We start from the raw sequence: 20,695 nt of genomic DNA, 5'->3' as shown, positions 1-20,695 counted from the left end.
TCAGGCGCGTGGCTCCGGGCCCGGGTTTCAGGCGCGGGCGATGGCCTCGTGGTGGCGGATGACCTCGGCGATGATGAAGTTCAGGAACTTCTCCGCGAAGACCGGGTCCAGCTTCGCCCCCGCCGCCAGCTCCCGCAGCCGCTTGATCTGGTCCCGCTCGCGCGCCGGGTCGGCCGGCGGCAGCTTGTGCTCGGCCTTCAGCCGGCCGACCCGCTGGGTCGCCTTGAAGCGCTCGGCCAGCATGTGGACCACCGCGGCGTCGATGTTGTCGATGCTCTCGCGCAGGCTGGTCAGCTCGGCCCGTACGGCGTCGTCGATCCCCTCGGGCAGACCGGCGTCGGAGGTCGTGGAGTGGTCCGTCATCGGGGCGGCTCCCGGTGTCTGGAGTGGGCGCCCGACCGTACGGCGGCCGGGCTCGGGCCCGGGCAAATCTAACAGGGCCCCCACTCCGGCCCCGCACCGTCGGACGGAACCGTCCACGATCCGGACAGCGGGCCGCAACCTCCGCCGAACGTTACGGCCTGCCCGACCACCGCGGCGTGACGCAGCGGACCAGCGCGGCGCGACGCACCCGGCCGCCGCGGCACACACCGGACCGGAGAGGGCTCTGCCCGTAGGCTGGGGCGTGCATGACCGGAAGTGACCGCTCGAACACTCCCTCGGCAGTGCAGCAGGCAAGGCAGCAGTCCCCAGTGATGGAGGTACCGATCGTGGCAACCACCCGCACCGCCCGTACGGCCTGGAAGGGCAACCTCGTCGCCGGCCAGGGCCAGGTGACCTTCGAAACGTCCGGGATCGGCACGTTCCCGGTGTCCTGGCCCTCCCGCGCCGAGCAGGCCAACGGCAAGACCAGCCCGGAGGAGCTCATCGCGGGCGCCCACTCGGCGTGCTTCTCGATGGCGCTCTCCCACGGCCTCACCGGGGCCGGTACCCCGCCCACCACCCTGGAGACCCAGGCCGACGTCACCTTCCAGCCGGGCGAAGGCATCACCGGCATCCACCTGACCGTCACCGGCGACGTGCCGGGCCTGGACGAGGCCGGCTTCGCCAAGGCCGCCGAGGACGCCAAGGCCAACTGCCCGGTCAGCAAGGCCCTGGCCGGCACCACCATCACGCTCACCGCCAAGCTGGCCTGAGCCGCCCCCTTCCTCCTTTCTCCACCGCCCCTTCCGGCTCCTTCCGCCCCTCCGCTCCCGGCCCGCTCCGCTCCGCTTCCGGCGCGCGACCGGCGCCCAAGGGCGCGGCTTCGGCGCACGCGCCCCTGGTGCACATCATGTGATGTGCACCAGGGGCGTCTGCACGTACCGCCATTCATGATCATAAAGCGGGCGAATCACCCTGGCGGCGGTCACCGCGCGTTGCCGTCGCGGCCTATGATCGGCCGCAGCGCCCTGTCCTTCAGGCGGGTCCCCGCGCGCCGGCGCCCCACGACGGGCGGCCCCGCAGCGGACCGACTCCGAGGACCGCGACAGAGTGCGGAGCCGGCCGCCGGATCCCGACTGGCCGGCCGAACCATCGTCAAGCGTCAGCAGCGGACGGGAGCATGCCGTGCCGGGCCAGAACGAGGGGGCCGACGCACACCACCCTGGCGTGCGGCACGAGGAATCACCGCGCCACCGCCACCTCGCCTCGCCGGTCCTGGAACCGGCCTCCGGATCCGCGGGCGGGCCCGTCGGCGGATCGGTCGCCGGGCCGGCCCCCGGAGCCGCCACCGCCCTCAGCACCTGCGGGACGCTGACGGAGCCGGAGCTGCTGCTCTGCCCCACCTGCTCGGCCCCGCTCACCGGCGACGCCCACCGGGGCCGGGGGCTCATCGGCGGCGGCCCGGCGGACGGCGGCACCGGCCTGGAGAGCGTCGGCACCGACCGGCTGCTGGCCGCGCTGCGGGCCAGCGAGTCCCGGTTCCGGGCCGCCTTCTGCGACGCCGTCATCGGCATGGCCCTGATCGATGCCGAGGACCGGATCATCGAGGTCAACCCCGCCTTCGCCGCCCTGATCGGACGGGGCGTCGGCGAACTGGTCCGCACTCACCTGCACGAGATCATCGACCCGGAGGGCATGCCGGACCAGCTCTTCGCCGAACTCGTCCGCGGGGAGCGGGAACGGTTCCGCGTGGAGAAGCAGCTCAAGCACCGCGAGGGCCACACGGTCTGGAGCAAGGTCACCGTCTCGCTGATCCGGGACGGTGCCGGGGAGCCGCTCTACACCCTCGCGCTGGTGGAGGACATCACCGAGCAGCGCCGGCTCGGCGACCGGCTGGAGTACCAGGCCCTGCACGACCCGCTGACCCGGCTGCCCAACCGGGCCTACTTCTTCGAACAGCTCGACGCCGCCTGCCTCTCGCCGACCGGCCAGCCGGGACCGGTCGAGTCCTCGGACGAACGCCGGGTGGGGGTCTGCTACCTGGACCTCGACGGCTTCGCGGCGGTCAACGAGGCACTCGGCCACCGCATCGGCGACCAGCTGCTGATCGCCGTCGCCACCCGGCTGCGGCGCGGGTTCGACGGCCGCGACACCCACCTGGTGGCCCGGATGGGCGGCGACGAGTTCGCCGTCCTGGTCACCGACAGCCTGGGCAGCGAGCAGCTGACCGAGCTCGCCACCCGGATCCTGGAGGTGCTGGAACGTCCCTTCGACGTCGCCGGGCACCGGCTGGTGATCACCGCCAGCGTGGGCGTGGTCGAGCGGTCCGTGCACGAGACCACCCCGACCGACCTGGTCAAGGACGCCGACGCCACGCTCTACTGGTCCAAGGCCGACGGCCGCGCCCGCTGGACCCTCTACGACCCGGACCGCGGCGCCCACCAGCTCACCCGGAAGCTGCTCGCCACCGCGCTGCGCCCCGCCCTGGAGCGCGGTGAGTTCACCATCGAGTACCAGCCGCTGGTCGGCCTGGCCGACGGCACCGTGCACGGCGCGGAGGCGCTGGTCCGCTGGCGCCACCCCCGCTACGGGACGCTCTCCCCGGACCGCTTCATCCCGCTCGCCGAGGAGACCGGCGCGATCGTGCCGCTCGGGACCTGGGTGCTGGAGGAGTCCTGCCGCCAGGCCCGGCAGTGGCTCACCGAGTTCCCCGAGACCGAGACCTTCGTGAGCGTCAACCTGGCCGCCCGCCAGATCTGGGACTCCGACATCGTCGCCGACGTCGCCCGGGCCCTCGAACGCACCGGTCTGCCGGCCCGGCTCCTCCAGCTGGAGATCACCGAGAGCGCCCTGCTCGGCCCCGGCGGCCGCCCCCTCCAGGCCCTCCAGGCGCTCGCCGACATGGGCGTGCGGATCGCGATCGACGACTTCGGCACCGGCTACTCCAACCTGGCCTACCTCTCCCGGCTGCCGGTGCACGTGCTCAAGCTGGACGGCACCTTCATCGAGGGCTTCCGCGAGCCCGCCCCGGCGGACCGCCCCGGCCTCCCGGAGCTCGGCTCCCGCCGCAGCGACGCGGACGAGCAGATCGTCGGCGCGATGGTGCAGCTCGCCCACACCCTGGGCCTGACCGTCACCGCCGAGGGCATCGAGAGCGCCGCCCAGGCCGAGCGGCTGCGCCTGACCGGCTGCGACACCGCCCAGGGCTGGTACTTCGCCCGCCCCGGCGAGGCCGAACTGGTCGCGGCGATACTCCGCGAGGGCCGCCCCGCCCTGGACGGCCGGTAGCCACCGGGCCGGACGGAGCGGGGCGAGGGCGAGGCGAGGGCGGGGCGCGGCAGGACGACGGGAGGGTGGCGGCGGGCCCTGGGGGCGGTCAGGCCGGGGCAGGCCCGTGGGCCGTCGGTGCCGGTGGCCGGTCACGCCGCCGCGGTCACTCTGTCGTTGTCAGGCCGTCGTTGTCAGGCCGTCGTTGTCAGGCCGTCGCCGTGAGGCCGTACGCCTCGGCGATCAGGCCGTACGAGCGCAGGCGGGCCTCGTGGCCGTGGATGTGCGAGGTGACCATCAGCTCGTCCACGCCGGTCCGCTTGCGCAGGGCCTCCAGCCCGTCGGCGACCCGGCCCGGGTCACCGAGCACGACGTTGTCGATCCAGCTGTCGATGAAGTCCGCCTCGACCGGACTGTACGGGTACTGCTCGGCCTCCTCCGGGGTGGGGATCGGGCCGGGGTTGCCGCGCCGCAGGCGGAGCATGCCGAGGGCCGCGGAGCGGGCGAGCCGCCGGGCCGAGGGCTCGTCGTCGGCGGCGACCGCACTCACGCCGATCAGCGCGTACGGCTCGGCGAGCACGGCGGAGGGGCGGAACGACGACCGGTAGAGGTCCAGCGCCGGGATGGTGTTGGCGCTGCTGAAGTGGTGGGCGAAGGCGAACGGGAGGCCGAGGCGGCCCGCCAGCTGGGCGCTGAAGCCGGAGGAGCCGAGCAGCCAGACCGGCGGGCGGCCCTCGCCCTTGGGGACGGCGCTCAACCGGGCGTACGGGTGGCCGTCCGGGAAGTCGCCGTCGAGGAAGTGGGTCAGCTCGGCGAGTTGCTGCGGGAAGTCGTCCGCGCCTTCGGTGAGGCCGCGGCGCAGCGCCCGGGCGGTGGCCGGGTCGGTGCCGGGGGCGCGGCCGAGTCCGAGGTCGATCCGCCCGGGGTGCAGTGCCTCCAGCAGGCCGAACTGCTCGGCGACGGCCAGCGGGGCGTGGTTGGGGAGCATGACGCCACCGGAGCCGAGCCGCAGCGTCGTGGTGTTGGCCCCGAGGTGGGCGAGCAGGACGGCGGGGGTGGAGCTGGCCACCCCGGGCATGCCGTGGTGCTCGGCCACCCAGAAGCGGTGGTAGCCCCACTGCTCGGCCCGACGGGCCAGCTCGGTGGTGGCGGCGAGGGCCTCGGCCGGCGTGTAGCCGACGCCGACGGTGGCCAGGTCGAGGATCGAGAGCGGAGCGGGTGCCGTTCCGCGGGCGGTGCCCCGGATCTCCGCGCCGACCGTCGGCCCGTTCCCGCGCTGCTGCTGGTCCTCGGTGGTCATCCCGTCCGCCCTCCTGGCTGCCGTCCTTGAGCCGGCTGTCGTGGGCGACCGCGCGGTCCCGGGTGGCCCGCCGGTCGCTGTCGCCGACCGGGGTCAACCACGGCCGGGGGCTCGCTGTTCCCGGCTCCGGGGTGTCGTCCGGCCGCGGTCCAGTCGGGTTTCGGCCATTCCGGACGGAAGTCCGACCGACCGGCCGGCTGACGGAGAGCCAGCGGGCGAACACGGTTGGCGACTTCCCGCCAGCGCCGGAAGTCGCCAGCGCCAGGTCTCGCCGCGGGGGGCCGGCGTCCGGCAGGCTGGGCCCCAGGAGCGGGTCGCCGAACGGGATCCGCACTCCACCAGCAAGATCGTCGGGCTGGACCAGCACTGGACGATCACTGCGAGCCCTCGGCGCGGCACCCCGCCCCGGGGGCTCGTTCCGGTTGTGGCGGCCCTCCCCTGCCCGGACGCCCCTCGCCACGGCCTGCCCGGGCCCGCGGTTCGCCACCTCGGGGCGCGGCCGGAATCGGTGGCCGTGACCCCTGCCATACCGGGGTGCTTCATGGCATGAAAAGTCGAGGCGCTAGCGTTGACCCCTGCAGCCACCTGCTCCCCCGGGCGGCCTGGAGGGAGTAAAGGCCTTGAACTTCGTGGCGGCGATCGGATCCTCGTGGATCTGCGCGCTGGCGCTCGTCGCCGTGCTCGGGGACGCCCTTCTGCCGTTCATCCCCAGCGGGACGCTGGTCATCCTGGCTGTGCTCAAGACCGCGCAGGTCGACGGCGCGCCCGTGATGCTCGGACTGGGCGTGGCAGTGGCCTCCTTCCTGGGCGACCTCCTGCTGCTCAACCTGGCCCGCCGCGGCGCACCGGCGCTGCACCGCCGGCTCGCCCGGCGCCCGAAACTGGCGGCCAGTGTGACCCGGGTCCAGCAGGCCCTGGTCGAACGCCCCCACGGCGCGGCCGCCGCGATGGTGGTCATCGCACGGTTCGTCCCGGCCGGACGGACCGTCCTCAACCTGGCCATCGGCCACTCCCCCGCCCATCCGCACCGGTTCCTGCACTGGTCGGCGCTGGCGGCGCTGGTCTGGGCCGCCTACATCGTGACGCTGGGCTGGCTGAACAGCCACTGGTTCAACACCGCCTGGTTGAGCCTCGTGGTCTCCTGCGCGGCGGCCACCGCCATCAGCACCGCGATCGCACGCATGGTGCGCCGCACCCGGCGGCTCGCCGCCCTCTGACGGCCCGTCCGTCCTCCCGGCGACCGTTCCCGGCCAGCGCCCGGTCCCGGCCGGCCCGCCCCTTGCCGACCGCCCCTTGCGGGCCGCCCCACACACGGCCGCGCCACTGCGACCGAGACGCTCCGGTCGGCGCGCGCCCTTGGCGGGCTTCGGGCTGCCAGGCCCTGCAAGGGGCAAAAGTTTCCCCAAAAGGGCGACCAACCGGGCCGAACACCGACGAACTCGGACGGGGCCCGGGCTGACCGGCGGTACCGTACTGCCCGGGCCGCACGGGGTGGAAAGCGTCACAGGACGGCAACAGTCGACGCATCCCCGCAGCCCAGCCGGATGCGCCCCGCGTGTTGAGAGTCGTCAGCGCTCGGGCGGCCTTCGTGGCCACCGTGGCGACATGACATGCTAACGGCGGAATATTCATCAATTGCCCGATTTGACCGGTGCGGCTGCGGGCCGCCCCCACCACCGGCATCGGCACCCAGGGGAGACCATGACCAGCATCTCGCGCAGGACGGTGCTCAGTGCAACCGCTGCGACCGCGGCCCTCGGCGCGGTCACGGCCTGCTCCAGCGGCGGATCCGGCTCGGGCCAGGACTCCGCCTCCCCCGGCCCCGGCAGCGCGAGCACCACTCAGGGCGGTACCGGCGACCCCACCCAGGCGGTGGTGCCCAAGGGCCCCCCGATCGGCGACGGCTCCAATGCGGACACCGGCCCGCAGCCGAACCAGCCCAAGCCCGAGAAGCTCAAGCCGGGCGAGCGGCCGCCGCAGTTCGTGGTCTTCTCCTGGGACGGCGCGGGCGGCACCGAGGACGGCCAGTTCCCCCGCTTCCTGAAGCTGGCGGAGCAGCACAAGGCCACGATGACCTTCTTCCTCTCGGGCATCTACGCCCTGCCCAAGGGCAAGGCCGACCTGTACCACCCGCCGAAGCACTCGGTCGGCGCCTCCGACATCCCGTACCTGTCGGACGGTGCGGTGAAGAGCACGCTCAAGCTCATCAGCCAGGCCTGGCTGGCCGGGCACGAGATCGGCACCCACTTCAACGGGCACTTCTGCTCCAGCCGTCCGGACAAGAACGGGGTCAACGTGTGGACCCCCGAGGACTGGCAGAGCGAGATCGACCAGGCGATAGGCTTCGTCACCCAGTGGCGGACCAACACCGGCTTCACCGACGTCGACCCGCTCCCCTTCGACTACAAGAAGGAGCTCATCGGCGGCCGCACCCCGTGTCTGGAGGGGCAGAAGGCGCTGCTGCCGACCATCGCCAAGCTGGGCTGGAAGTACGACGCCAGCTCCTCGGGCGGCCTGCAGATATGGCCGCAGAAGGTGCAGGACGGCAAGGTCTGGGACTTCCCGCTGCAGTCCATCCCGTTCCCCGGGCACAACTACCAGGTCCTGTCGATGGACTACAACATCCTGGCCAACCAGTCCAAGGGCAGCACCAAGGGCGACCCGGCCATGTACGGCGAGTGGCGCACCCAGGCCACCAATTCCTACCTGGCGGGTTTCGAGCGCGCGTACAACAGCAACCGTGCGCCGTTCTTCATCGGCAACCACTTCGAGCAGTGGAACGGCGGCATCTACATGGACGCCGTCGAAGAGGCCATCAAGGCCATCGCGGGCAAGCCGGAGGTCCGGCTGGTCTCCTTCAAGCAGTTGGTCGAGTGGCTGGAGGTGCAGGACCAGTCCACCCTGCGCAAGCTGCGCTCGCTCAACGTCGGCCAGGCGCCGGCGGGCGGCTGGGAGAGCTTCCTCGGCACGGCGGGCTGACCCGCCGCAGGACGGAGGAACGGGCACCGGCACCGGCCGGCGGGGCTGGACCCCGCCGGCCGTTGTCGTACCGGTCGGCTCCCGCGGCCGTCCGACTACCCGGCGGTGAGGGCGTCCGCGAGCAGGAGGCGGACGATGCGGTCCGCCCCGGCCTCGCCCCAGAGGATCGAGTAGTGGTTGGTGTCCGGCACCGGCGAGGCGGGCACCCGCTCCGGGTCCAGCCCGGCCAGCCCGATCCGCTCGTGGTCGTAGAGGCCCTGCGGCTCGTCGAGCAGGCCGCGCTCGGCCCAGAGCAGTTCGGCCGGGCAGGGCAGCCGGCGCACGGCGGCGGCCGCGTCCTCGTCCAACAGGACCTGAGCGCCGTCGGTCTGCACGGCCTCCAGCACGCAGGACGAGTGCAGTTCGGGCTCCGTGCCGACGAGGTCGCGCTGGGTGTAGGCGTCGATCCCCTCGGTCCACTCGCCGGCGAAGGCGGGGTGCCCGCGCCAGAACTCCCGGTACGCGTCCCGGTCCGGGAAGGTCATGGACAGCCGGGCCAGTGCCGGACCGAGCACCGCGGCCAGGGCGTCCTCCTCGCGGACGCCCTCCGGCAGCGGGAAGGTCAGCGCTCCGTCGACCAGCAGGACACGGCGGACCAGGTCGGGGTGCCGGACGGCGGCCAGGGCGGTGATCCAGGCCCCCATCGAGTGGCCGACCACCGTGACGGGCCCCGAGCCGAGCGCACCGATCAGCGCAGCCACGTCGTCGGCGTGCCGGGCCAGCCCGTACGGCCCGGCGACCGTGCGGCTGGCACCGCGGCCCCGCAGGTCGGGCGCGAGCAGGGTGACCCGCCCGGCGAGCCGGCGGGCGACCTCGTACCAGGCGAGGCCGTTGGCGGTGATGCCGTGCACCGCCACGATCGTCGGGGCCTGCGGGTCGTCGGCAGGCCAGCGCAGGACGGCCAGGTCCCCACCGGGCACGGGGACCGTCAACTCCTCGGGCTTCAGCGGCGACTGGCTCACGCGGGGGCACCTCCGGTGGGGCGGGCGGCTCCGAGGCCGGCCTGTGCCGGAGCGGAGCGGCCGGATCGGGCGGATCGGATGCGGGCAGGCAGTCTAGCCAGGCCGCCGGGCAGCAGGTAGACCACGGCGACGAACAGGGCACCCAACAGGAACAGCGGCTGGGACAGCGGCACGCGCAGCACCGCCGGCAGGTCGGCGACGGTCGACGAGTTGGCGAGGTCGCCGAGCCGGTGGCTCGCCCAGGTGTACAGGACACCGCCGAGCAGCGGCCCCCAGCGGGTGCCGGAGCCGCCGAGGACGACCATGACCAGGAGCGCGAGCGTGGCGTCCGAGGTGGCGGCCTGCGGGGTGGCGCCACCGGTCAGCAGCAGGTAGACCACCCCGCCCAGCCCGGCGAGCCCGCCGGCCAGGACGAAGGCGACCAACTTGTAGCCGTAGGGCCGCAGTCCGAGCACCTCGACCCGGCGCTCGTTCTCCTTGATGCCCTCCCAGACCCGGCCCATCGGCGACTTGACGGCCCAGTGGACCGCGGCGACCGTCAGCACCAGGTAGCCGACGGCGATCCAGTAGAGGTTGGCGGTGTTCTCGATCCCGAGCAGGCCGGCGGGCAGCAGGTCGGCCGGGGCGGAGCGGCCCTCCTCGCCGCCGGTGACGCCACCGGGGTTGCGCTGGACGAGGATCGAGCCGGCCTGGGCGAAGGCGAGGGTGACCATGGAGAAGCCGATGCCGGTGACGCGCAGGCTGACCGAGCCGAGCAGCAGGGCCAGCAGCACGGAGCAGGCGACGCCGAACACCGCGGCGGCGGCGAACGGCAGTTGCAGCTCCAGCATGCCGAGGTCGGTGGCGTAGAGGCCGGTCGCGAAGTAGAGCGCGTGGCCGAAGGAAAGCAGTCCGGTCCGGCCGAGCAGGAGGTCGTAACCGGTGGCGAGGGCCCCGTAGAGCAGGCACAGGGCGAGCAGCTGGAGGCTTCCGGGGCTGCCGAGCGGGCCGTCGAGCAGTCCCGGGACGGGAAGCGCACTGTATGGGGCGACAAGGAGCGTGATCAGCAGAGCGATCGGCCACCAGCGTAGCGCTCTGTGCACACCTGTCCAGCGATAAGTGACTGAATCACCTGTTCGAGGGATGGCGTCGGACTCGGCCTTGTGTTCACAATGGGCCGTGGCAAGGCCGGTGTCAGTCCCCCTTGCCACAGTGGCGGTGTCGGCGGAGCTGGTGTCAGTCCCCTCTGTCGGCATGGTGGTCACGGCAGGGCTGGTGTCAGTCCCCCCTGTCGGAGCGGCGGCGCTGCGGCCGGCCGCGGGGCCACCGGTGCTCGTGATCGGTGTTTCGGCGCTCACGCGAGCCTCCCGGTGAGTCCACGGGGTCGGACGAGAAGCAGCACGGCGAGCAGGACGACGACCGAGAGGTCGCCGAGCCCGGCGCCGGTGTAGTAGTTGGCGAACTGCTGGACGAGGCCGACGCCCACCGAGGCGACGGCGGCTCCGGTCACGGAGCCCATGCCGCCCATCACCACGACAACGAAGGCGAAGATGAGCAGGCCGGTCCCCTGACCGGGATTGACCGAACCGAAGTAGAGGCCGCCGAGGGCGCCACCGAGCGCGGCGGCCGCCCCGCCGAGGGCGAAGACGAGGGTGAACGCCTTCCGGACGTCGATGCCGAGCGCCGTGACCATCGCCCGGTCCTCGACGCCGGCCCGGACGATCAGCCCGTAGCGGGTACGGGCGAGGAACAACCGAAGAGCGAGCAGCAACAGTGCGGCGGCAGCCACCAGCACGAAGCGGTTGACCGGGACGGTCGCACCGAGCACGTGCCAGGTGCCGGACAGCAGTTCCGGCTGGGGGAAGGGGCGGGAGTCCGCGCCCCAGATCCCCATGAGCAGGGCGGGTACGGCGAGCCCGACCCCGACGGTGGCGAGGATCTGGTCGCGCGGGCGGCTGTAGAGCGGCCGGATCAGGAAGAGCTCCAGCAGGACGGCTGCGGCCGTTCCGACCAGGGTGCCGAACGGCACCGCGAGCCAGAAGGAGAAGCCGGCCTCGGTGCCGGCCCACCAGGTGGCATAGGCGCCGATGGAGAGCAGGGCGCCGTGCGCGAAGTTGAGCACGTCCATCAGACCGAAGATCAGCGACAGACCGGAGGCGACCAGGAAGTACAGCGCACCGAGACCGAGTCCGGTACAGGTAAGGAGAACGACGGTGTCCATCAGGGCTTCACCTCGGCGGTGACGACAGGGGCGGCCGGGGAGTCGGCGGGTCGGGTCCCGCCGGCGAGCGGGTGACGGGAGCCGACGCCGAGCAGGCGGCGGGCAGCTTCCTCGTCGGCCAACAGCTCGGCGGTGTCGCCGCGGTGGGCGGTACGGCCGTCGGCCAGGACGGCGCAGGTGCCGGCCAACCGGCGGACGAGGGCGAGGTTCTGCTCGACCAGCAGGACGGGCACGGCCTCGGCCGCACGCGCCAGCACCTCGGCCACCTCGGCGACGATCTTCGGGGCCAGGCCCTTGGTGGGCTCGTCGGCGATGATCAACCGGTTGCGGTTGAGCAGCGTCCGGCCGATCGCCACCATCTGCTGCTGGCCGCCGGAGAGTGTCCCGGCCAACTGTCCGGCCCGCTGCTTGAGTTCGGGGAAGAGCTCGTGGATCAGCGCGTAGTTCGGTTCACCGGCATCGCCCCCGATTCCGGCAGCGCGCTCGGCGAGACGGAGGTTCTCGGCGACCGTCAGGCCGGCGAAGATCCCCCGGTCCTCGGGCGCGTAGCCGATGCCATGACGAACGACCAGATGCGTGGGAAGGGAGGCGAGTTCGGCACCGGAGAACCGGATGCTTCCGGTACGCGGCACCAGGCCCATGACGGCCTTGACAGTGGTGGTCTTGCCGGCGCCGTTGCGGCCCAGGAGCGCGGTCACCCCGGCGGGGGCCACGTCGAAGTCGACGCCGTGCAGGATGTGCAGCCCGTCGATGACCACCCGCAGATCACGGACGGAGAGGAGGGGTTCGACAGCCGGCGGCAGCGAGGAGGACGGGTGCGCCGAAGGAGAAGGGCGCTGAGCGGAGAACGGAGAGGAGGTCACAACGCCTCACCCAGGTAGGCCTGTTGCACGGTCGGGTCGGCCATCACGGCCTCGGGGGTGTCCAGCGCGAGCAGGGTCCCGTGGTGCATCACCGCGAGCCGGTCGGCCAGACCGAGCAGGACGTCCATGTGGTGCTCGACCATCAGGACGGTCCGGCCCAGGTCACGGTGCACGGAACGGATCAGCTCGGTGAGGGCGGGCACCTCCTCCGCACTGACACCGGCCATCGGCTCGTCCAGCAGGATCAGCCGGGGCTCGGAGACCAGCAGGACGGCCAGCTCCAGCTTGCGCTTCTCCCCGTGCGAGAGCGCATTGGCCAGGGTGTCCGCGCGATGGGCGAGATCGGTGCGTTCCAGGGTGTCGGCCAACTGCTGCTCGTAGCGGTCGGCGCGGCGCCAGAGCCGGTACGAGGCACGTGGCCCGGCCGCCGCCTGGGCGGCCAGGCGGACATGGTCGGCGACTGTCATCCCCGGCCACAGGGAGGAGGTCTGGAAGGTGCGGCCGAGCCCGCGGCGGGCCCTGCCGTGCACCGTCTCGACGGTGATGTCCGCACCGTCGAGGTGGAGGCTGCCGTGGGTCGCCGGGTAGATGCCCGAGATCAGGTTGAAGAGGGAGGTCTTGCCGGCACCGTTGGGCCCGATGAAGGCGATGAACTCGCCTTCGCCGACCGAGAAGGAGACGTCCTCGACGATCGGCACGCCGCGGACGGCCCAACCGAGCCCGTCCAGACGCAGCACCGGAGAGGAGGACGAAGAGGACGGAGCGGAGGCGGCGGAAGGAGCTGAGGCGGTACGGGCGGACATCCGGATCAGCCCGCCATCGGAGTGACCGGGGGCGCCGCCTCGTCCGCGGTCAGGGTCTTCTCCACCGCGGGCTTGGCGGCGGCACCGGTACCGGTCAGCCGCACCTGGAACATCGGCTGGAGCAGGGCGTGGTCCTCGGCACGGACGGTGGTCTTCCCCTTCACCCCGTCGAAGCTCCAGCCCTCCAGGGCCTTGACCAGGGCCGAGGTGTCGTCGGCGGAGCCGTGGTTGGACTCGACGGCGTGCACGATCATCTGGGCGGCGGTGAAACCGTCCGGGGTGAAGATGTCCGTCTTCCCTCCGGCGGCGGTGACGGCCTCGGTCATGGCCTTCTCCACCGGGGTGCCGGCGGCACCGTCGAAGTAGTGGTTCAGGAAGGAGATCTTCTCGCCGGCCGGGCCGAACAGCGGGTAGGAGGCGGCCAGGTCGAGGCCGGTGACGACCTTGGTGTCGGCGAACACGTCCTGCTGGTTGAGCGCCGTCCACAGGGCCGAGGCGGTGTCGCCGGCCCAGGCGACGAACAGCAGGTCGGGCTTGGCGGTCTTGGCCTGGGTGGCGAAGGGGGTGAGGTCGGTGGCGCTCGGCGGGGCGAGCACCTGGTCGACCGTCGCGCCCTCGGCGCCGAGCACCGCCTTCACGGCGGCCACGTTGGCCTGGCCGAAGGCGTTGTCCTGAGCGAGCACGGTGACCTTCTTGCCCTTGGCGTCGCCGACGAACGAGGCCGCGGTCTTGATGTCCTGGTAGGACTGGCGGCCGGAACGGAAGGTGTACTTGTTCAGGCCGGTGGCCTTGTCGGCGGCGGCCGGGCCGCTGATGAAGAGCACCTTGTTCTGGGCGGCGATCGGGCCGACCTGGAGGGCCACACCGGAGGCGGTGGAGCCGGCCAGCACCTTGTAGCCCTTGCCGATCAGGTCCTTGGCGGCGGACACCGCCTTGGCCGGATCGCCGGCGTCGTCCTGCTCCTCGAACTCGATCTTGTGCCCGTCGACCGCGCCGGTGCCCTTGGTCGCGTAGCTCAGGCCGGCCTTGAAGCCCTCCAGGTACTGCTTGCCGTAGGCGGCCAGCGGTCCGGTCTTGGAGTACACCAGGCCGACCTTGATCGGGCCCTTCGATCCACCGTCCGCCGCGTTCGTCCCGGCCATGCCGGCCTTGGCACAGCCCGAGGCGAGCAGGACGCAGGCCGCGAGGGCGGCGAGCTTCCGGGCCGGGCCGCCGGTCAGGGAGTCGCCCAGGCGGGCGCCGGAGGCGGTCCTGGAGGGGGTTGTCGAGCTGCGCATGGTGACCGACTCCTGAGGTGCGGCGGGGTGGATGCGGGAACCGTAGGTGTGCGGTGGGAGTGGCGACATGTGCCCATTCGACGTATCAGCCCGTCGGGATGTGGATCCGGCCGACATACCGTCGGTCCGCCGCCGTCCTCCGGACGTCCGGATGTGGCCCGCCGACACGGCTCCGCGCCCACCCATGGGGGTGGCCGCCATGGCTGCGGCGGCCCCTGCCCGGTGACGGTGGAGGGGCGCGGAGCCCGTCCGGCGGCAGCCACCCCAGCGGCATGCCCGACCCGGTCCGGCCCAGGCAGGACCCCAGCCCTGCCTGGTCCGGCCACGGGCTCCGTGCGGTTCCCGAGCCCGCCGGCCGCCCCTGTCCCCTGCCACTCGCCGCCCCGCCGTTCTCTCCCTCCGCCGCCCCTCACAACCAGCCCCTCCTCACAACCAGCCCTCACAACCAGCCCCTCCTCACAGCCACCCTCCTCACGCCCGCCCCTCCTCCCACTCCTCACGAGGTGATCCCTTGGACAAGGTCCTGGACTCCCCCGCCGACGCCGTCGGGGACATCCCCGACGGCGCGGTGCTGGCCGTCGGCGGCTTCGGCCTCTGCGGCATCCCGAGCACGCTGATCGGCGCCCTGGTGGACGCCGGTGCCACCGGACTGCGGGTGGTCTCGAACAACTGCGGGGTGGACGACTGGGGGCTTGGCCTGCTGCTGCGGGCGGGCCGGATCGCCCGGATGACCTCCTCGTACGTCGGGGAGAACAAGGAGTTCGCCCGGCAGTACCTCTCCGGCGAGCTGGAGGTGGAGCTGACCCCGCAGGGCACGCTGGCCGAGCGGCTGCGGGCGGGCGGCGCCGGCATCCCGGCGTTCTTCACCCCGGCCGGGGTCGGCACCCAGGTCGAGGAGGGCGGGCTGCCCTGGCGCTACGCGGCCGACGGCTCGGTGGCCCTGGCCTCCCCGCCGAAGGAGGTCCGGGAGTTCGGCGGCCGCCGGTACCTGCTGGAGGAGGCGATCACGGCGGACTTCGCGCTGGTCCGGGCCGAGGTCGCCGACCGGCACGGCAACTGCGTGTTCCACGCCGCCGCCCGGAACTTCAACCCGCTCTGCGCGACGGCGGGCCGGATCACCCTGGTCGAGGCGGACCGGATCGTCGAGCCGGGCGAGCTCCCTCCGGACGCGGTGCACCTGCCCGGGGTGTACGTCGACCGGGTGGTGGCCGCCGACCCCGGGGACCGCCGCATCGAGCGCCGGACCGTCCGCCCCGCCTTCCAGGAGGCCTGACCGATGCCCACCCCGCCCACCACCACCGCCCCCACCCCCACCGGACCCGCCTCCGCCCCCGCCACCACGACCACGACCACGACCACGACCACAACCACCCTGGACCCGCGCAACGCCCTGGCTGCCCGCGCCGCCCGCGAGTTGCGCGACGGCCAGTACGTGAACCTGGGCATCGGCCTGCCGACCCTGATCCCCAACCACCTCCCGCCTGGCGTCGAGGTGGTACTGCACTCGGAGAACGGCATCCTCGGCGTCGGCCCGTACCCGGAGGAGGGCGCCGAGCACGCCGACCTGATCAACGCCGGGAAGGAGACGGTGACGGTCGCCCCCGGCGCCTCGTACTTCGACTCCGCCTCCTCCTTCGGCATGATCCGCGCCGGGCGGATCGACGTCTCGGTGCTCGGTGCGATGCAGGTGTCGGCCGCCGGGGACCTCGCCAACTGGATGATCCCCGGCAAGATGGTCAAGGGCATGGGCGGCGCGATGGACCTGGTGCACGGGGCCCGCCGGCTGATCGTGGTGATGGAGCACACCGCCCGGGACGGCTCGCCGAAGATCGTCGAGGAACTGTCACTTCCGGCGACCGGCCGTGGAGTTGTGGACCGGATCGTCACCGACCTCGCGGTGGTCGACGTGACCCGCGAGGGGCTGCGGGTGGTGGAGACGGCACCGGGCGTGGACTTCGCGGACGTCCAGGCGGCGACCGGCGCCACCCTGCTGCCCCCGCTCTGACCAGCCCGGTCCCGCACCGCCGGCCGGACCGCCCCCTGGGGGCGGTCCGGCCGTTCCGCTGAGCCCCCGAAACCTCACTCCGTCGCCTCCGAGTTCAAACCGATCGCCGGGGCCGGAACGAATTCGCCGCAATAGCATCAACGCCCGCCGGATTGGCCGGGAACCGCGGCATCTTCATGCCTGCGCGGCGTCGGTCTCCCCGATTGGTTGCGATCACCGTTGCGCTCAGGGAGAGTTGAGGAGGCCAAGGATCCCGACGTGCCCGGAGGGGAAGCTGGAAAGCACATCGGTATCCCGGATTCGGGGCCACCGCGCCGACGCGCAACCGAACCGGTCGCACACACCGAATGTGCCGGACAGCCCGGGAACTGCCCGAGAACCGCAGGAGCCGAGGCAGCGAAGCAAGGCGCGAACTCCGGGGGGAGCAGCTATGACCACGCCGTTCTCACGACGAAAGGGCGTCGGAACGGCCCACGGGCGAGGTGACGGGCAGCTGGACGAAGCCGCCCTGAGGTCCGTTCCCGCACCCGAAGCCCCCTACGACTACGGCCACTTCAGCCGCCTCGCCGGCCCGGCGTACGACCCGGGCGAGGACGACGACCTCGGTGGCGGCGTCTACTGGCCCGAACCGGCCACACCGTACGGCTCCGCACCCGGCGCACCGTACGGCTGCGCACCCGGAGCGCCGTACGAACCCGCACCGTACGAACCGCCGCCCGCGGCCCCGTACCGCGTCCGGTACCGCAGCCTGCTGCGCCGCGAGCCGCACCGGATCCGCGCCGCCCTGCTGCTGATGGCCGCCCCCGTGGTGGAGGCGGTGCTGCTGGTCTGGCTGCTGCTGCCGGAGCACTGGCCCGAGCGGCTGGACGAGACGAACACCCTGGTGCTGCTCGGCGACAAGGTGATGATCGGCATCATCGCCGTCGTCGAGGTGTTCCGGCTGGTCAACGTCGTCTCCAACACCCACGCCACGCTGGTCGCCCGCGACCCGGTCCCGGTGACACCGGAGCCGGGCACCCGGGTCGCCTTCCTCACCACCTGCGTGCCGGGCAAGGAGCCGCCGGAGATGGTCCGGGCCACGCTGACCGCGGCCCGCGCCGTTCGGCACGACGGACCGTACGACGTCTGGCTGTTGGACGAGGGAAACGATCCTGCAATGCAGGCGCTCTGCGCCGAGCTGGGCGCGCACCACTTCAGTCGCGCCGGCCGGCCGCACTGGAACCGGCCGAAGGGCCGCTTCCGCGCCGGGACCAAGCACGGCAACTACAACGCCTGGCTCCAGGCCCACGGCGACGACTACGAGTTCTGGGTGTCCGTGGACACCGACCACGTTCCGCTGCCGGACTTCTGCGAGCGGATGCTCGGCTACTTCCGCGACCCCGACGTGGCATTCGTGGTCGGCCCCCAGGTGTACGGGAACTACCGCAGCTCGGGCTCGGCCGTCACCAAGTTCTCCGAGAGCCAGCAGTACCTCTTCCACGCCCTCATCCAGCGCGCCGGAAACCGCTACGGCGCGCCCATGTTCGTGGGCACCAACAACGCCGTCAGAATCCGGGCACTCCAGTCGATCGGCGGGTTGTACGACTCCATCACCGAGGACATGGCGACCGGTCTGGAGTTCCACCGGAGCCGGAACCCGGAGACCGGAGAACGCTGGAAGTCCGTGTACACCCCGGACGTGCTCGCGGTCGGCGAAGGGCCCTCCTCCTGGACCGACTTCTTCTCCCAGCAACTGCGGTGGAGCCGCGGCACCTACGAGACCCTGCTCACCCAGTACTGGCGGGTGCTGTGGCGGCTGTCGCCCGGGCGACTGCTCAACTACTCGCTGATGGTGGGCTTCTACCCCATGGCGGCGCTCACCTGGCTGCTCGGCGGCCTGTCCAGCGTGCTCTACCTGGGCTTCGGCGCCTCGGGCGTGCACGTCTCCTCGGAGATCTGGATGATGCTCTACAGCGACGCCGCCGCGCTCCAGCTCCTGCTCTACACCTGGAACCGCAAGCACAACGTGAGCCCGCACGAACCGGCCGGCTCCTCCGGGGTCGCCGGCATGGTGATGTCGGCGCTTTGCGGCCCGGTCTACGCAGCCTCGCTGCTCCAGGCGCTGGTACGCCGCCGCAGCCGCTTCGTGGTGACGCCGAAGGGCCGCTCGGCCAGTACCGACCGCCTGGGCACCTTCCGCTTCCACCTGTTCTGGACGCTGGTGTTCGGCTGCGCGATCGCCGCGTCCTACGTCACCGGTTACGACCACGTCGCGATGCGCACCTGGGCCTGGATCGCCCTGGTGCTCACCCTCCTGCCGGTCCTGATCACCGCCGGCGACGCCGTCCGCCGCCGCCGGACCCGCCCCACCGCCACCCTCACCGTCACCGGCGGCCCGGCGGCCGCCCCGACGGTCGTCCTGGAGAAGCGCCGCCCGCGCCACGCCCGCGACCCCCGAGCCGCCCGGCTCACCGGGCGGGCCCGGCCGGTACCACCCGCCCAGCCCGTACCACCCACCCGGCCCGTAGGAGCCGTATCCGACCACGCCGGCAGCGGCACGCCCTCCCACTGAACAGAGCCACCCGCTGAGCAGAGCCGCCCACTGACTCGCCTCCCACGTGAACAGAGCCGCCCGCTGAGGACCCGCGCCCACGGAGCAGCGCCACCGAGCAGCGCCCGCCCCCGACCGCCTCCCGAGGGAGCAACCACCGTGAAGATCCACAAGGCCGGCCGCACCAAACGTCTCGCCCTCGGCAGCACCGTCGCACTGACCGTGGCCGGGATGAACGCGCCGGCCGTCCTCGGCTTCGCCTCCGAGCAGTACCACCACTACGTGATCAACCGCCCCGAGTACAAGGCGCAGTACGGCCACTGGCAGACCCTGTCGCTGCCCGCCGAGTTCCGGGTCAACGCCGTGCACGCGACCCTGCTGCGCACCGGCAAGGTCCTGATCGTGGCCGGCTCCGGCAACGACGAGAAGCAGTTCAACGCGGGCACCTTCAGGAGCCTGCTCTGGGACCCGGCCAGGAACACCTACAAGATGATCCCCACCCCGGCCGACATGTTCTGCGGTGGCCACACCTCGCTGGCGGACGGCCGCGTCCTGGTGGCCGGCGGCACCCAGCGCTACGAGAAGCTGGCCGGTGTCGTGAAGAAGGCGGCCGGCATCATGCGGGTGCGCAACGAGAGCCCGGAGCGCGACCGGACCTTCCCGAAGGGCACCGTCTTCGTCGCCCCGAACGGCCACGAGTACGCCAGCACCGCTCCGGTGACCGTCCCGGCCGCGACCAAGACCGGCTCCGGCAAGCAGACCGTGGTCACCGCCGGCGAGCAGCACGTGTACGTGGAGGCGGTCGGCCCGGGCCCGGACTACGTCTCCGACTCCCCCGCCCAGTACCGGATCAAGGGCCTGAGCGGCACCGACGCCCACGACCTGTACGGGCAGAACGAGAAGCTGACCCTGGACAAGCAGGAGTACCAGGGCATCCGCTCCGCCTTCGAGTTCAACCCGGACACCGAGCTGTACGAGCCGGTCACCGACATGGCCCACGCCCGCTGGTACCCGACGCTGACCGGGCTGGGCGACGGCCGGGTGGTCACCGTCTCCGGGCTGGACGACACCGGGGAGATCCTCAACGGCAACGACAACGAGATCTACGACCCGAAGACCAAGTCCTGGTCCAAGGGCCCCGACCACTACTTCCCGACCTACCCGGCGATCTTCCTGACCGCGTCCGGCAAGCTCTTCTACTCGGGCTCCAACGGCGGCTACGGCCCCGGCGACAAGGGCCGCGAGCCCGGCGCGTGGGACCTGTCGAACGGAGCCTTCCAGCCCGTCCCCGGCCTGCGCGACCCCGGCCTCACCGAGACCTCCTCCTCGGTGCTGCTGCCGCCCGCGCAGGCGCAGAAGGTGATGGTGCTGGGCGGCGGCGGCGTCGGCGAGTCCCCGCTGTCCACGGCCCGCACCGACATCGCGGACCTCTCCGCCGCCAGGCCCGCCTTCACCCCGGGCCCGGACCTGCCGGCGGGCGGCACCCGCTACCTCAACAGCGTGATCCTCCCGGACGACACCGTCTTCACCACCGGCGGCTCCAGCGGCTATCGCGGCCGGGGCGACAGCGACCTGCTCAAGGCGCAGGTGTACCACCCGGATTCCAACAGCTTCAGCACTGCCGCCGAGCCGGCCGTCGGCCGCAACTACCACTCCGAGGCGCTGCTGCTGCCGGACGGCCGGGTCGCCGTGCTGGGCTCCAACCCGCTCTTCGCGGACAAGGCCGAGACCCAGCCGGGCGGCTTCGAGCAGCGCATCGAGATCTACACCCCGCCGTACCTGTACCACGGCGACCGCCCGCAGGTCGGTGCCGTTCCGCAGGCGGCCAGGCTCGGCACCACCGTCGACGTCGGCACCGCCCGGCCGGAGGCGGTCGCCACCGCCAAGCTGATCCGGCCGAGTTCGGTCACCCACGTGACGGACGTCGAGCAGCGCTCGGTGGCCCTGGACATCGCCGGGCGGACGGCGGACGGCGTCTCCCTCACCCTGCCCGGCAACCCCAACCTGCTGCCGCCGGGCTGGTACATGCTGTTCCTGACGGACGCCGCCGGTACCCCGTCGGTCGCCCGCTGGATCCAGGTCACCGCATAGGACGTCGAGGCCCGCA

16 protein-coding genes are annotated in these 20,695 nt (G+C 72.5%); 8 read left to right on the top strand and 8 right to left on the bottom strand.

What is annotated here, in order from left to right; translation table 11 throughout:
• Positions 1-27: 27 nt before the first annotated feature.
• Positions 28-363: a chorismate mutase gene (locus tag AB0O11_RS14830; RefSeq protein WP_363385972.1), complete on the bottom strand. Its 336-nt coding sequence runs from the start codon at positions 361-363 to the stop codon at positions 28-30.
• A gap of 347 nt (positions 364-710) precedes the next feature.
• Here AB0O11_RS14830 and AB0O11_RS14825 point away from each other — a divergent pair, with 347 nt between their 5' ends.
• Together AB0O11_RS14825 and AB0O11_RS14820 are read left to right on the top strand one after the other, a co-directional pair.
• Entirely contained in the window at positions 711-1,136 is a 426-nt protein-coding gene (locus tag AB0O11_RS14825; RefSeq protein WP_363385969.1) for an OsmC family protein, read from the top strand.
• Between the two features lie 412 nt (positions 1,137-1,548).
• Positions 1,549-3,651: an EAL domain-containing protein gene (locus AB0O11_RS14820; RefSeq protein WP_363385966.1), complete on the top strand. Its 2,103-nt coding sequence runs from the start codon at positions 1,549-1,551 to the stop codon at positions 3,649-3,651.
• Between the two features lie 187 nt (positions 3,652-3,838).
• On the opposite strand, the gene AB0O11_RS14815 is transcribed toward AB0O11_RS14820, so the two are convergent.
• Positions 3,839-4,930, bottom strand: a complete 1,092-nt coding sequence (locus tag AB0O11_RS14815; protein ID WP_363385964.1) for an LLM class flavin-dependent oxidoreductase — start codon at positions 4,928-4,930, stop codon at positions 3,839-3,841.
• Between the two features lie 629 nt (positions 4,931-5,559).
• Here AB0O11_RS14815 and AB0O11_RS14810 point away from each other — a divergent pair.
• Both AB0O11_RS14810 and AB0O11_RS14805 read left to right on the top strand, forming a co-directional pair.
• Positions 5,560-6,147: a VTT domain-containing protein gene (locus AB0O11_RS14810; RefSeq protein ID WP_363386107.1), complete on the top strand. Its 588-nt coding sequence runs from the start codon at positions 5,560-5,562 to the stop codon at positions 6,145-6,147.
• A gap of 484 nt (positions 6,148-6,631) precedes the next feature.
• The gene (locus tag AB0O11_RS14805) at positions 6,632-7,909 is read left to right on the top strand and encodes a hypothetical protein (protein ID WP_363385961.1); all 1,278 of its coding nucleotides are present in this window, start codon (positions 6,632-6,634) and stop codon (positions 7,907-7,909) included.
• Between the two features lie 95 nt (positions 7,910-8,004).
• Here AB0O11_RS14805 and AB0O11_RS14800 read toward each other — a convergent pair whose 3' ends face one another.
• The 6 genes from AB0O11_RS14800 to AB0O11_RS14775 form a co-directional block, all read right to left on the bottom strand.
• On the bottom strand, positions 8,005-8,910 hold the full coding sequence (locus tag AB0O11_RS14800; RefSeq protein ID WP_363385959.1) for an alpha/beta hydrolase: 906 nt from the start codon (positions 8,908-8,910) through the stop codon (positions 8,005-8,007).
• Entirely contained in the window at positions 8,907-9,992 is a 1,086-nt protein-coding gene (locus tag AB0O11_RS14795; RefSeq protein ID WP_363385956.1) for a branched-chain amino acid ABC transporter permease, read from the bottom strand. The genes AB0O11_RS14800 and AB0O11_RS14795 overlap by 4 nt, the downstream gene beginning before the upstream one ends.
• 251 nt (positions 9,993-10,243) lie before the next feature.
• Complete coding sequence (locus AB0O11_RS14790) at positions 10,244-11,110, bottom strand: branched-chain amino acid ABC transporter permease (protein ID WP_224279012.1); 867 nt, start codon at positions 11,108-11,110, stop codon at positions 10,244-10,246.
• Positions 11,110-11,913 (bottom strand): ABC transporter ATP-binding protein, encoded by an 804-nt coding sequence (locus AB0O11_RS14785; RefSeq protein ID WP_363386105.1) that lies wholly within the window; start codon positions 11,911-11,913, stop codon positions 11,110-11,112. The genes AB0O11_RS14790 and AB0O11_RS14785 overlap by 1 nt, the downstream gene beginning before the upstream one ends.
• A gap of 56 nt (positions 11,914-11,969) precedes the next feature.
• Entirely contained in the window at positions 11,970-12,776 is an 807-nt protein-coding gene (locus AB0O11_RS14780; RefSeq protein ID WP_363385953.1) for an ABC transporter ATP-binding protein, read from the bottom strand.
• Positions 12,777-12,781: 5 nt separating this feature from the next.
• Positions 12,782-14,053 carry a substrate-binding domain-containing protein gene (locus AB0O11_RS14775; RefSeq protein ID WP_363385951.1) on the bottom strand — a complete coding sequence of 424 codons (1,272 nt, stop codon included), beginning with the start codon at positions 14,051-14,053 and terminating at the stop codon, positions 12,782-12,784.
• Between the two features lie 511 nt (positions 14,054-14,564).
• Between AB0O11_RS14775 and AB0O11_RS14770 the strand changes: the two genes are divergently transcribed.
• The 4 genes from AB0O11_RS14770 (at position 14,565) to AB0O11_RS14755 (ending at position 20,679) form a co-directional block, all read left to right on the top strand.
• Complete coding sequence (locus tag AB0O11_RS14770; RefSeq protein ID WP_363385949.1) at positions 14,565-15,326, top strand: CoA transferase subunit A; 762 nt, start codon at positions 14,565-14,567, stop codon at positions 15,324-15,326.
• Positions 15,327-15,329: 3 nt separating this feature from the next.
• Positions 15,330-16,058 carry a 3-oxoacid CoA-transferase subunit B gene (locus AB0O11_RS14765; protein WP_363385946.1) on the top strand — a complete coding sequence of 243 codons (729 nt, stop codon included), beginning with the start codon at positions 15,330-15,332 and terminating at the stop codon, positions 16,056-16,058.
• 430 nt (positions 16,059-16,488) lie between these two features.
• Positions 16,489-18,609: a cellulose synthase catalytic subunit gene (locus tag AB0O11_RS14760; RefSeq protein WP_363385943.1), complete on the top strand. Its 2,121-nt coding sequence runs from the start codon at positions 16,489-16,491 to the stop codon at positions 18,607-18,609.
• Between the two features lie 210 nt (positions 18,610-18,819).
• A complete protein-coding gene (locus AB0O11_RS14755; protein ID WP_363386103.1) occupies positions 18,820-20,679 on the top strand; it encodes a kelch motif-containing protein in 1,860 nt (619 codons plus the stop codon).
• Positions 20,680-20,695: the final 16 nt, after the last annotated feature.

The sequence above is a fragment of the Kitasatospora sp. NPDC093102 genome, assembly GCF_040683915.1.
GTDB lineage: Bacteria > Actinomycetota > Actinomycetes > Streptomycetales > Streptomycetaceae > Kitasatospora.
The sequence above is the reverse complement of the archived record's forward strand: the minus strand, read 5'-3'. Positions and strand labels throughout refer to the sequence as shown.